Annotated in this window: 10 protein-coding genes and 2 pseudogenes; 4 read left to right on the top strand and 8 right to left on the bottom strand. The window is 26.2% G+C overall.

From position 1 onward, the window contains the following. The first annotated feature begins 21 nt into the window (after nucleotides 1–21). Complete coding sequence (locus JJC03_RS15225) at nucleotides 22–327, top strand: DUF6787 family protein (RefSeq protein ID WP_088445334.1); 306 nt, start codon at nucleotides 22–24, stop codon at nucleotides 325–327. Nucleotides 328–341: 14 nt separating this feature from the next. Here JJC03_RS15225 and JJC03_RS15220 read toward each other — a convergent pair whose 3' ends face one another. Further along, entirely contained in the window at nucleotides 342–1,379 is a 1,038-nt protein-coding gene (locus JJC03_RS15220; protein ID WP_235873591.1) for a WD40/YVTN/BNR-like repeat-containing protein, read from the bottom strand. Between the two features lie 101 nt (nucleotides 1,380–1,480). Between JJC03_RS15220 and JJC03_RS15215 the strand changes: the two genes are divergently transcribed. Then, on the top strand, nucleotides 1,481–3,454 hold the full coding sequence (locus JJC03_RS15215) for a KUP/HAK/KT family potassium transporter (RefSeq protein ID WP_088401200.1): 1,974 nt from the start codon (nucleotides 1,481–1,483) through the stop codon (nucleotides 3,452–3,454). Between the two features lies 1 nt (nucleotide 3,455). Continuing rightward, nucleotides 3,456–4,318 (top strand): annotated as a pseudogene (locus JJC03_RS15210) (bestrophin family protein). Between the two features lie 35 nt (nucleotides 4,319–4,353). On the opposite strand, the gene JJC03_RS18320 reads toward JJC03_RS15210, so the two are convergent. From JJC03_RS18320 to JJC03_RS15190, 7 genes and pseudogenes are all read right to left on the bottom strand, one after another. Continuing rightward, nucleotides 4,354–4,845 carry a hypothetical protein gene (locus tag JJC03_RS18320; RefSeq protein WP_258931970.1) on the bottom strand — a complete coding sequence of 164 codons (492 nt, stop codon included), beginning with the start codon at nucleotides 4,843–4,845 and terminating at the stop codon, nucleotides 4,354–4,356. A 271-nt stretch (nucleotides 4,846–5,116) separates the two neighbouring features. Continuing rightward, nucleotides 5,117–6,448 carry a M1 family metallopeptidase gene (locus tag JJC03_RS18315; RefSeq protein ID WP_258931969.1) on the bottom strand — a complete coding sequence of 444 codons (1,332 nt, stop codon included), beginning with the start codon at nucleotides 6,446–6,448 and terminating at the stop codon, nucleotides 5,117–5,119. A 101-nt stretch (nucleotides 6,449–6,549) separates the two neighbouring features. Further along, nucleotides 6,550–6,804, bottom strand: coding sequence for a thioredoxin-like domain-containing protein (locus JJC03_RS18310; protein ID WP_258931968.1), 255 nt, complete (start codon nucleotides 6,802–6,804; stop codon nucleotides 6,550–6,552). A 20-nt stretch (nucleotides 6,805–6,824) separates the two neighbouring features. Then, nucleotides 6,825–7,379 (bottom strand): hypothetical protein, encoded by a 555-nt coding sequence (locus tag JJC03_RS18305; protein ID WP_258931967.1) that lies wholly within the window; start codon nucleotides 7,377–7,379, stop codon nucleotides 6,825–6,827. A 44-nt stretch (nucleotides 7,380–7,423) separates the two neighbouring features. Further along, a complete protein-coding gene (locus JJC03_RS18300; protein WP_258931966.1) occupies nucleotides 7,424–7,930 on the bottom strand; it encodes a hypothetical protein in 507 nt (168 codons plus the stop codon). Nucleotides 7,931–8,500: 570 nt separating this feature from the next. Beyond that, nucleotides 8,501–9,885: pseudogene (locus tag JJC03_RS15195) on the bottom strand (radical SAM protein). Then, nucleotides 9,886–10,602, bottom strand: coding sequence for a prolipoprotein diacylglyceryl transferase family protein (locus JJC03_RS15190; protein WP_088399969.1), 717 nt, complete (start codon nucleotides 10,600–10,602; stop codon nucleotides 9,886–9,888). It abuts the pseudogene before it with no gap. A gap of 97 nt (nucleotides 10,603–10,699) precedes the next feature. Here JJC03_RS15190 and JJC03_RS15185 point away from each other — a divergent pair, with 97 nt between their 5' ends. Then, nucleotides 10,700–12,319: an ABC-F family ATP-binding cassette domain-containing protein gene (locus JJC03_RS15185; RefSeq protein WP_088399971.1), complete on the top strand. Its 1,620-nt coding sequence runs from the start codon at nucleotides 10,700–10,702 to the stop codon at nucleotides 12,317–12,319. Nucleotides 12,320–12,484 lie beyond the last annotated feature (165 nt).

Below are 12,484 nucleotides of genomic sequence, written 5' to 3'. Positions count from 1 at the left end.
TATTTGTGAAAATATAATTAAATGAATAAACTTAAAGAACGTTGGGGAATTAAATCTAATTATCAATTAGTAGTTATTTTTATTGTATTTGCAATAAATGGTTCATTATCTGCTCGTATTTCTTCGTATTTTATGCAGTTCATAGGATTGACTAAAGAAGATATACATTGGTTTTTTTATTATTTTCTACTCTTAATTTTAGTTTTACCCCTCTACCCTTTTATGTTAATGTTTTTTGGCTGGCTTTTTGGTCAATCTAAGTTCTTTTTTCCTTTTAGCAAAAAAATGTTACATTCAATAGGTCTTGGATTCATTTTTAAAAGCTAATTGCTTTATTAAATTTAATCGTACAATTCTATTTTTACCAGAGGCAATTGCAGTAGTAGAGTTAATAAATTTAAAAGCAACAAAATCATTATCAGGTAATAATTTATTCCAATTTTCACCTCTGTTTTTGGAATAAAAATGCCTGCTTCTGTTGTTGCTAATAAGCCTTTTCCGTTTGTATTAGGGATAAATTGTATACAAGATGTATATCCAAAAGCCTCTTTTTTAGTTAATAATTGCCAGTTTTTTCCTCCATTAAAAGTAATTGCTTTATTTAATGTATTATCATTTAATTTTTCATAATTACCTCCTGCTATTATTCCTATTTTATCATTTAAAAAATCAGATGTAAATATTCCTGTCATACTTTCTCCCTGAATAATAGGAGTTGAGTATTTATTCCAGCTAATACCTTTATCTTTAGAACTATATAGATTGGAAGATTTACCTCCAGAAACCATAAAGAGTGTCCCTTTTTGATAATTAAGATTTGTATTACTTGCTGCAAAAAAAGATTCTCCTGATCTAAAATATGGCAGATTGGCTTCATTAATTTTTTTCCAAGTAATACCTCCATTTTCTGTTTTTATTATACAAGGATGTTCATTTATAGGGTCTCCTATAGCAAATCCTTCTTTGTTATTTATGAATAGCATAGCATCATAAAAAACTTTTTCATGATGCTCTTCATATACTTTTTCTACTATTTTAGTTTTTTTATTAACTTTATAAAGTAAAGCTGGATTTGCAATACTTAATAGAAAAATATCTTCTTTAGTTTGTGCGATACTTCTAAATTCTAACTTTATATTTTTTTCAACAATTTTAGATCTAAATATAGATTTATCTTTTAAGGAAATACATCCGAAATTTCCTTGATTTGCTCCAAACCAAACATAATCTTCATCTATGAGTAAAGCACGACTACTTATTTTATCTATTAATAATGTATCTATTTTTATAGTATTTACAGTATGTAAAAAATCATTTTTAACTGTATTACAGGCAGATATTAAAAGAAAAATATTAAATATTAAAAATACTTTTTTCATTGATTAAAACTTTTGATACTTGTTTATAAAAAAAAAGCTTAAAAATACAAACAATTAATTGTAAATATTTAATTTTGTCGTTTATTTTATTAACTTCAAATATGAGCGCAACGCATCATCAAGATCTCCACAGTAAATTTACCTTAGGTGGAATTCTTGTTACTTTAGGAATTATTTATGGTGACATCGGTACATCTCCTTTGTATGTAATGAAAGCTATTATAGGCAGTCATGCTATAAGCCCCGATGTAGTTTTAGGAGGAATTTCAGCTATTTTATGGACACTGACTCTCCAAACAACTTTAAAATATGTAATTATGACACTATCTGCTGATAATAATGGCGAAGGTGGAATTTTTGCATTATACGCATTAGTAAAACGAACGAAAGTTAAATGGCTAATTATACCTGCAATTGTAGGAGGTTCTGCCTTATTAGCTGATGGAATTATTACACCTCCTATATCTGTTTCTTCTGCTGTAGAAGGTTTACAATTGTATTTTCCTGAAATTAATACAGTTCCTATTGTAATAACTATTTTAGTATTACTTTTTTTAATTCAACAATTTGGTACAAGCTTAGTAGGTAAATTTTTTGCCCCTATGATGACTATTTGGTTTGGAATGTTAGCTATCTTAGGAATTATTCAAATTTCTCATAATTTTGATGTATTAAGAGCTGTTAACCCTTACTATGCTATTCATTTATTACAAATTCATCCTGAGGGATTTTATGTTTTAGGTTTTGTTTTCTTATGTACTACGGGAGCTGAAGCTCTATATTCTGATATGGGACATTGTGGAAGACAAAATATTAGAATTAGTTGGTTTTTTGTAAAAATTGCTCTTTTGTTAAATTACTTCGGTCAAGGTGCTTATTTAATTAAACATCAAGGAGAAACTTTAAGAAATATTAATCCAAATAATATTAACCCGTTTTATTTAGTAATGCCTGACTGGTTTCAACCTTTTGGAATTTTAATTGCTACATTGGCAGCTGTTATTGCTTCACAAGCACTAATTTCAGGTTCATTTACCCTAATTAATGAAGCAGTTCGATTAAATTTTTGGCCGAAAGTTAAAATTAAATATCCAACTGTTTTAAAAGGCCAATTATATATTCCTTCTATAAATTGGTTATTATTAGCAGGCTGTATAGGTATTGTATTGTACTTCAAAGAGTCTAGTAAAATGGAGGCGGCTTATGGATTAGCTATCGTTTTATGTATGATCATGACTACTATTTTATTAATGTATTATATGGTTATGAAACGTATTGCTGTTTATATAATAATACCTATTATTTTATTTTATTTAGCAATTGAGTTTAGTTTCCTAATTGCCTGTTTAGATAAATTTGCACATGGTGGATACGTAACTCTTATTATTGCTTCACTATTAATATTTGTCATGGCTGTATGGTATAGAGCTAAGCAAATAGGTAAAAACTATACAAAATTTGTAAAAGTTGAACACTATAAAAAAGTATTAGCAGAATTAAGTGTAGATTTATCAATTCCTAAATATGCTACTCACTTAGTATATATGACTAATGCAGGGCGTGTAGATGAAATTGAAGAAAAAGTAATGTATTCTATCTTACAAAAGCGTCCTAAACGTGCTGATATCTATTGGTTTATACATGTTAATGTTACAAATGAACCTTATAGAAAAGAATATCGTGTAACTGAAATAATTAAGGATGATCTATATCGTATTGATTTTAACTTAGGATTTAGAGAGCCTACTAAAATTAATTTAATGTTTAAAGAAGTTATTAAAGATATGGTAGAAAAAGGAGAAGTAGATATTACCAGTCGATATGAATCTTTACATAAAAATAAAATTTTAGGTGATTTTAAATTTATTCTATCTGAAAAATACCTTTCTAATGATAGTTTCTTAGATTTTGCTGAAAAAATAGTAATGAATACTTATTTCTTTTTAAAGAAATTTTCATTATCAGAAGAGAGCGCTTTCGGATTAGATATTAGCTCTGTAAAAGTTGAAAAATTCCCGATGGTTCTTCATGCTCCAGAAAAAATAAAATTAGAAAGAATCAAAGAAAAAGAATAATATGATTTCTTATAATACGAAAGATTGGTTTACCTTTATTTTTAGATTTCATAAAGCAGATACCTTCAGACAATTATTACCTTTAATAATTAGTATTGGAATATACACAGGAATTATTGCTTATTTAGAACTAGAATATTTCAAATTATCAGAAAATCATAATTTAAAAAACATACCCATCATGCACAGCATGTTGGGTTTTGTTATTTCTTTACTTTTAGTTTTTAGAACAAATACTGCTTATGATAGATGGTGGGAAGGAAGAAAACAATGGGGAGCTTTAGTAAACAATAGTAGAAATTTAGCAATTAAAATTTCTGCAATTTTAATAAATAAAGAAGATAGATTATTATTTAAAAAATTAATTCCATATTTTGCACAAGTACTTAGTTTACATTTAAAAAATGAAGAAATAACTCATGAGTTATTTGATGAATTAAATATTGATATTAGTCATAAAAAACATAAACCTAGTCAAATTATAAGGGTAATGACTAGGAAAATGATTGAATTAAAAAAGATAATAAACTAACAGATGAAAATTTGTTATTTATCAATAATGAGTTAATCTCTTTTTTAGATATTTGTGGAGCTTGTGAACGAATTAAAAATACACCTATTCCTTTTTCATATAGTATATTTCTTAAAAAATTCATCTTTTTTTATGTGATGACTTTACCTTTTGGATATGTTTTTAGTTTAGGCTATTTAACAATTCCTGTTGTTATTTTTATATTTTATGTTTTAGCTAGTTTAGAGCTTATTGCTGAGGAAATTGAAGAACCTTTTGGTAGTGATCAAAATGATTTACCTACTGATAAGATTGCTGAAAATATTAAAAAAAATATAGAAGAAATTTTATAGCTGCTTCCCTCCTATTTTTCATTTTAACTCATTCTTTAAAAATAATTGTTCCTTATCCGTAAGATTAGGTAAAATAACTTCAAAAGCTTTTTTGAAATACTCTTTTTTAACATTGCTCTAACTGTATTTTTTGAAAAACGTGCAAATTGCCATTTATGATGTTGGGTACCATTTATTAAAGATTGTAAAACAATGGGGTGAACAGGATTTATTTGAAGAATAACTTCCAATGCGTTTTGTCTTATAGTTGAACTAAATTTAAGTGTTGTATATTCTAAAAGTTCTGATAAAAGTAAATCATTAACTTCTTTGTTGTATACCTTTGATTTTAAAGCTATTCCTAACCAATTAATTCTAAAACTTCTATCATTTAATCCTATTATTTCTTTTGTTTTCTCTAGATAATTAACAGTATTTTCTGGAAAATATTTACATAATTGAACTAGAGCAATTTCTTTAGTTATATAAGATTCATCATTTAAAAATTTTTCATATTCTAATTTAAACTCTAAAGGTATTGTTTGCATTGATTCAGCTACTGTTTGTCTAATAGCTATATTTTTAGTATCTATTGCTATTTTTAATAGTTCTGCTTTTTCTTTATAAGAGATATTAGCTAATTGATAAACTATTTCTTGAGATAATGCAGGGTATTGATTTAATAATAAAATATTTTTGAAGAAATTTTTTTATCATTAAATGGTATTGTTTGCATTTGTTGCAATTCAAAATATTTTTTAACCTGTTGATTTTTACTTAAAATTTGAATTACTTTTTCAATATTAAAATTTGATGATTCTAACCATTCTTTTTAAACTCAAAAATATTGAAATCAGGAGCTACTTTTTTTATTTCATTTAAAAAATCTTGTGTATCAACATTTTTAAATTTATATTTTTTAAGATAAGCTTTTACTGCTTTTTTAAAATTATTTTCTCCTATAGATTCTTTTAAATAATGTAATGCCCACGCTCCTTTTTTATAAAAACTTAATACACTAGCTTTTTCATTTAATATAGGAATTGTATCTTTTTTTGAATTATTTTGTATTTCTTCTGCATATTTAAGTAGTTCAAATTGAAAATGAGTTTCTCCTAATAAATGTCTTTCTGCTAATAATGCGTAGTAAGTAGCAAAACCTTCTTGTAACCAATGGTGTTTTCCTTCTTTAGCAGTAATAAGATCACCAAACCAATGATGAGCTAATTCATGAGCATTTACATTAACATAACTTTTATCATTAAAACCTATTTTATCTACTACAAAATCTTGAGTAAATAATGTAGCAGTTGTATTTTCCATACCTGCATACAAAAAATCTTCTACAGGAGCTTGTTTATAAATTTCCCAAGGATAACTTAAACCTATTTCATTTTCTAAGAAATCAAAAATTTCTTTTGAATATTTATAAGTATAATCAAATTTTTCTTTGTCTTCATGCTTATAGTATAATTGAATATTTTTTCCTCTTTTTGATTTTATTTTTTTAGAGTTAAATGCTCCTATAGCAAGCATTACTAAATAAGAAGACATTGGTTTTTTCATTTTATATTCCCAAGTCTTATTTGCTTTTATTCCTAGCTGAGTAATTTTTTTGAGTACACCATTTGAGATTACTTCAAAAAAAGGTTGTGCAGAAATACTTAAATTAAATACTAATTTTTCATTTACATTATCAAAACTAGGAAGCCAATGAGAAGTATATTTCCCTTGCCCTTGAGTCCATATTTGATAATTTCTAAATCTGTTATTAGCTTGATTACTAGTAGATAATGGATTAGAATTAACTCCCATATCTACAAAATACATCGTTTGTTTTGGGGTAGCTTGATAATTAAAAGTAATTTTATTTGTCCCTATTTTATATCCTTCAAAAAGAATTAATGATTTATCTGTATTTTTATAATTTACAAATTTTCCATTTATTTTAACCTTTTCAAATTTCATTCTTATAGCATCTATTTTTATAGAATCTACTCTTGAATTTACTTTAAAAATATACTGGCAATTTCCTGAAATTGATTTTGTTTCAAAAGAAGGTGAAAGTTGAGCTTTTAATGAAATAAAATCTACATTAGGAGTTGATTGCCCCCATAAAGTAAAGGAAAAAAGTAAAAATAAGATTAGCATAAAATTTTAATTATTACAATATAAAATATTCTCAATTTTTTGAAATTGTACTTCAAAAAATTGAGAATTTAATTAAGTATTCAACAGTGAATAGAATCAAATTATTTTAAATAATTATCAAATTCTGCATCAAAAATATTTATAAAAGCATTTTTAATTGTTTTATCTTCATTTAAAAGTATAGCTCTGTGTATTTTAGTAATAACCCATTTACTTTGTATATCTTCAAAATTTTTAGCATGAAATTGAGGAATCTCAAAACGATTATGTGCTAAAACTTTTTTCCATTCGTTAGAATCTTTATCTATATTAACGGCTATAAAATTTAGAGAAGGGTTACGCCTCATAATTTCCATTGCTCTTTTATGAGCTAATTTTAAATGAGATTTTGCTTCGGAGCTCCAAAAAAGATTACTGTTTTTTTTGAATTTGTTGGAATTGAATTATAATTATTTCCTTTTGAATCTATTAGTTCTATTTTAGGCAAATATTTATTTTTTGCAAGAGATTGAATAGAGTTAGCTATCTCTTTAATAGCATTTTTACTGCAGGTATCTGTAGAAAGTTTATAATATTCAGATAAAAAAGTTTTATTATTAGAAGTATTTTGATCTTCTAATAAATACATAAATGCTATATTATGTAATACAGAATTTTTAATTGATTTATTTGTAAATATAGAATCTGCTACTTTTAGTCTACCAATATTATTTTTTACAATTAGTGTGTCTTCTTTATTATCACAAGTAATATTATTTAACATAGCTGTTAAATATCCTACAAAAGGAGAAAAATGAGTTAATTTTTGATTATTAAAATCAATTTCTTTTCTATAATCGTAATAGTCTTTTGGAAGTAAATCACATACTTTTTGACTTGTCCTAAACTGATGTATTAAGGGATAAAGTTCTTTTTTTGTTAAATAAGGCATTTCTAACATAGAACTTGCGTATAAATCAAAATCATCATTCCAATCTATTTCTTCCTTTTTTTCATTATAAAAAGCTTTTCTTTTTCGTACTCTTTATTAAGTCTGTATTGAAATCTTTTTAAATGATCATCATAGATATCAAAACTGGAATTTTTATCTTCTTCATTTTTTAAAAATAATTCTATCAAAAAATTATTTTTTTCATCACCTCGTCCACAAAAGGTTAATGAATTATCAAATTCTTGAGCATTTAATCTAATCATTAAACTATCTCCTTTATCTACGTACATGTACTGATATTCCGGTTCATGTCTAAATGTATACATCCCAGTAGTTAAGGTGTCATATTGTACTAAAAAACGATTATTATCATCTAACTCTATGGTATCTATAACTTTATCATCTTTACAGAGATAAAGAAATTTTGAATTAGGATTTATTATTTCACCACCAAAATAAACCATTTCTCCTTTTTCTTCGTTACAAGAAATTATAAAAAGGAATAGAGAAACTATGCTAAAAAAAAGTATTTTTTTATAATGAGCAATCATTTTTTAATATTTATTAAGGCAAAAATATTTTATAATTTACAACTAGCTGTTAATGTATCGTTAAACTTAATTAATTAATAAAAGACCACCAACACAACATCCAAATCCTATGATAAAAGAAATAGTAGAATAAATTAATAGCTTTTTAGCTATTAATTTATAAGGCTCTTTATTTAAAAATATTATTAAAAAAGTCCAACTATAAAAGCAACTATACTAAAGAATTCTATAAATATTATTATGCTAAAAAAAATATCATTTATCATAAATGTTAAATTAAATTAAAGGTCCCACAAGTACTTACTCCTATAATAAATATTATAGTTGAATAGATTATTAGTTGTAATGTAAATTTTTGATCTTCTTTTATAAATAATAAACGTAGCAGTCCTAAAATAAATGGAAAGGGTGCTAAAATAATAGCTAAGCCTGCAGTTAATTCTAAAATTAACTTTAGAATATCTCGTATAGGATTAACTAATAAAATTATGAAACAAAAAATTATAGCTAATAAAATAAATCTTTTTTTATTTTTCATTAAAAAGTATTATTTTTTTAAATTCTTGTCTTCTATATTATCTCTTTTCTTATTCTTTTTATAGATTCATCTCTATAAAATAAATTCATGGTTTCAAAAGGAATTAATTTTCCCTTTTTATCTACTATATGCACACATGATTTTTTTACGGCTCTTACATCAAAATCATGTGCATCCATAAAATTCATTATAATGATTCTAAATAAATTATCATAATGTAAATGATCTGATTTTACTCTTGGTAAACAACACATTAATTCACCTAATTCTTCTTCTGCACAATCTACTGAAATACCTGTACTAAATAAATTTAACATATGGTTTTTAAGCTTTTCATCACTTTCAAAAACAATTGTATTTTTAGAGTTATTTAGAAGATCTTCGGGATTGATAAGATTAGTCATAGGAAAAACTTCACCATTCATTTTCAGAGCGTAAGCCATACAAAGAGCATCAGGATTACAAGGTACAGGAATTAAATCTTGTGGAGTAAATATAGGATATTGTTCATAAATTTTTCTACGTACTTCTGTTAATGTTATTCTTCCTTGATTATCATTATAATTTTCATTTCTTCCTGCAACTTGAGTAGGTTGAAATGTAACACCTCTAACACATTTTTGCTCTAAGGCATATTCTAAAATTTTACCAATTTCATCGTCATTTTCTCCTTTTTGTAAAGTAATTACTAAAGTTGTAGATAAATTAAATTGATTTAAATTTTCAATTGCTTTTTTCTAATTTCTGTTAAATCTTCCCCTCTTAATTTTTTTAATACCTCTGGTTTAAAGCTATCAAATTGAAGGTAAATTTCAAAATCAGGCATATAGGAAGCTAATTTTTGAACAAATGAAATATCTTTTGCAATTCTTATTCCATTCGTATTTACCATTAAATGCTTAATAGGTTTTGATTTAGCTAAATCTAAAATTTCGAAAAATTGAGGATGTACGGTAGGTTCTCCACCTGAAATTTGAACTACATCAGGCTCTCCTTCATTAGCTACTATAGCATCAAACATTTTTTCAATTTCTTCTAAGGTTCTATGATTACCATAATTAGGAGCAGAAGATGCGTAACAAGTAGGACAAGTTAAATTACATCTGTCTGTTACCTCTATTATAGACAAACAAGAATGTTGTTCATGATCAGGACATAACCCGCAATCATAAGGACAACCGTAATGTGTTTTAGTATTAAATTTTAATGGAATTTCTGATTGCTTATTATAATTTCTGATTTGACGATAATATTCTACATCATCAGCAATCATAACTTTTGATTCACCATGTGTTTTACAATGTTTTAGCATCCATACTTTTTCATCTTTAAAAATAATTTTTGCATTACACAGATGTAAACATTCTGGACAAATACTTTGTGTAGTGTCATAGTATATATAATCTCTAGTAGGCATTTAAAACTTTTTTATAATTCTAATGATAAAATGATAATAATAAATAAATATAAAAATAGATATCAAATGTATAACACTTAATCCTAAAAATAAAGGTTCGAAAGGTTTTAAAAATTCTATAAAAAAACGATATAAAAAATAGAGTAAGAAAAAAAGTTTAAACTGATCTCCATTTATCAAATTACTTTTTTGAATCTTATAAAACAAAATAATTAAACATAATAAAAAAATAATTTCATATAAAGCCACTGGATGCCTAAGTTTTCCATCACCTAAATCTATTCCAGTAAAAAAAGATGTTTCTATTCCATAAGTTGGCTCTTTTATTCCCATTCCAAAGCATCCTATTCTTCCTATTATGAGTGCTACTAAAATGGGATACACATATAAATCTCCTGAAGCTTTTTTTTCTCCAATAATTTTTTTGATTAATTCTACTCCTAATAATCCACCTAAAAAACCTCCCGCTACTGTTTTACTTTGAAAAATCAATAAAAATGACATTTTACTAATTAAACTGGGAGTTTCTAAAACAGCAATCACTCTAGATCCTATTAAAGCTCCTATCATAGCTCCTAATAATATCCAAAGTCTATTTTCATCTGATATTATTTTATTTTTTTGTTTAAGATAAAAATAAAAACGCATACCTATAAAAAATGCAAGTATTTCTAATAAATAATGACATAGAGAAGCATTTTCAAAAGGTATTTTCATTTTTTTAAAATTTTCCCGCAATTTATAAAAACTAATAAGTAATTACTAATTACTGATTACTAATTAGTATTTTTGCAACGCTTTAAAAAAATAAAAAATGCTAACAGTTTCAAATTTATCAGTACAATTTGGTAAACGAATTTTGTTTGACGAGGTAAACGTAACTTTTACACAAGGTAACTGTTATGGGATTATAGGTGCAAACGGTGCGGGAAAATCAACATTTTTAAAAATATTATCAGGTGATATAGATCCTACTTCAGGACATGTTATACTAGAACCTGGTAAACGTATGTCTGTATTAAACCAAAATCACAACATGTTTGACGAGCATACAGTTTTAGAAACTGTACTAATGGGAAATAAAGTCTTATATGCCGTTAAAAAGGAAATGGATGAATTATATTTAGATTATAATGATTCAAATGCTGATAGAATAGGTGAATTACAGATTCAATTTGAAGAAATGAATGGATGGAATGCTGATTCTGATGCAGCTACCCTATTATCAAATTTAGGTATTGGACCTGATTATCATTATACTTTAATGAGTGAAATGGAAGGAAAATTAAAGGTTCGTGTTTTATTAGCACAGGCTTTATTTGGAAATCCAGATGTACTTATTATGGACGAACCTACTAATGACTTAGACTTTGAAACCATTGGCTGGTTAGAAAATTTCTTAGCTAATTATGAAAATACAGTATTAGTAGTTTCCCATGACCGCCACTTCTTAGATGCAGTTTGTACCCATGTGTCAGATATAGATTTTGGAAAAATAACTCATTATTCTGGTAACTACACCTTTTGGTACGAATCTTCTCAATTAGCCGCTAAACAACGTGCTCAACAGAATAAAAAAGCAGAAGAGAAAAAAGCAGAATTAGAAGAATTTATTCGTCGTTTTTCTGCAAACGTTGCTAAATCAAAACAAGCAACTTCTCGTAAAAAGATGATTGAAAAATTAAATATCTCAGATATTAAACCTTCTAGTCGTCGTTATCCTGCTATTATTTTTGATCAAGAACGTGAGGCCGGTGATCAAATTTTAAATATTCAAAACTTATCTGCATCTATAGAGGGTGAAGTCTTATTTAAAAATGTAGATTTAAATATGGCCAAAGGGGATAAAATTGTTGTATTCTCTAAAGATTCTCGTGCTACTACTGCTTTTTATGAAATTATAAATGGTAACATGACTGCTGATTCTGGTACATTTGATTGGGGTGTTACTACTAATCAATCATATTTACCTGCTGACAATCATGATTTCTTCCAAAATGATTATACTCTAGTAGATTGGTTACGTCAGTGGGCTAAAACAGAAGAAGAACGTGACGAAGTATATGTTCGTGGTTTTTTAGGGAAAATGATTTTTTCAGGAGAAGAAGCATTAAAAACAGGACGTGTATTATCAGGTGGAGAAAAAGTACGTTGCATGATTTCTAGAATGATGATGCTACGTGCTAATGTTTTAATGTTAGATGAACCTACAAATCACCTAGATCTAGAATCAATTACAGCATTCAATAATTCACTTAAAAACTTTAAAGGCTCCGTATTATTTACAACGCATGACCATGAGTTTGCTCAAACAGTAGGTAATCGTATTTTAGAATTAACTCCAAACGGTATTATTGATCGTTATATGACTTTTGATGAATATCTTGAGGATGATAAAATTCAAGAAATGAGAAAAAAGATGTACGCTCTATAATTTTATAGAATTTAAATTAATAAAATACATCATTTACAATAATACAGCTGTCCGAAGTTTAAAAAATAATACCAAACTTTCGGACAGCCTGATTTTTAATAAGGCTACTCTATAAATAAAAATTAATTCTCACAAACTATAGCATTAATAATTTACTTTTAAAAA

This window comes from Flavobacterium oreochromis (assembly GCF_019565455.1).
GTDB lineage: Bacteria > Bacteroidota > Bacteroidia > Flavobacteriales > Flavobacteriaceae > Flavobacterium > Flavobacterium oreochromis.
The sequence above is the reverse complement of the archived record's forward strand: the minus strand, read 5'-3'. Positions and strand labels throughout refer to the sequence as shown.

Excerpts from the sequence above, each read along its gene's own strand:
- JJC03_RS18305 (WP_258931967.1), bottom strand. The coding sequence starts at position 7,379 with ATGCCTTATTTAACAAAAAAAGAACTTTATCCCTTAATACATCAGTTT.
- JJC03_RS18310 (WP_258931968.1), bottom strand. The coding sequence starts at position 6,804 with ATGGAAATTATGAGGCGTAACCCTTCTCTAAATTTTATAGCCGTTAAT.
- JJC03_RS15220 (WP_235873591.1), bottom strand. The coding sequence starts at position 1,379 with ATGAAAAAAGTATTTTTAATATTTAATATTTTTCTTTTAATATCTGCC.
- JJC03_RS15225 (WP_088445334.1), top strand. The coding sequence starts at position 22 with ATGAATAAACTTAAAGAACGTTGGGGAATTAAATCTAATTATCAATTA.
- JJC03_RS15185 (WP_088399971.1), top strand. The coding sequence starts at position 10,700 with ATGCTAACAGTTTCAAATTTATCAGTACAATTTGGTAAACGAATTTTG.
- JJC03_RS15190 (WP_088399969.1), bottom strand. The coding sequence starts at position 10,602 with ATGAAAATACCTTTTGAAAATGCTTCTCTATGTCATTATTTATTAGAA.
- JJC03_RS18315 (WP_258931969.1), bottom strand. The coding sequence starts at position 6,448 with ATGCTAATCTTATTTTTACTTTTTTCCTTTACTTTATGGGGGCAATCA.
- JJC03_RS18300 (WP_258931966.1), bottom strand. The coding sequence starts at position 7,930 with ATGATTGCTCATTATAAAAAAATACTTTTTTTTAGCATAGTTTCTCTA.
- JJC03_RS18320 (WP_258931970.1), bottom strand. The coding sequence starts at position 4,845 with ATGCAAACAATACCTTTAGAGTTTAAATTAGAATATGAAAAATTTTTA.
- JJC03_RS15215 (WP_088401200.1), top strand. The coding sequence starts at position 1,481 with ATGAGCGCAACGCATCATCAAGATCTCCACAGTAAATTTACCTTAGGT.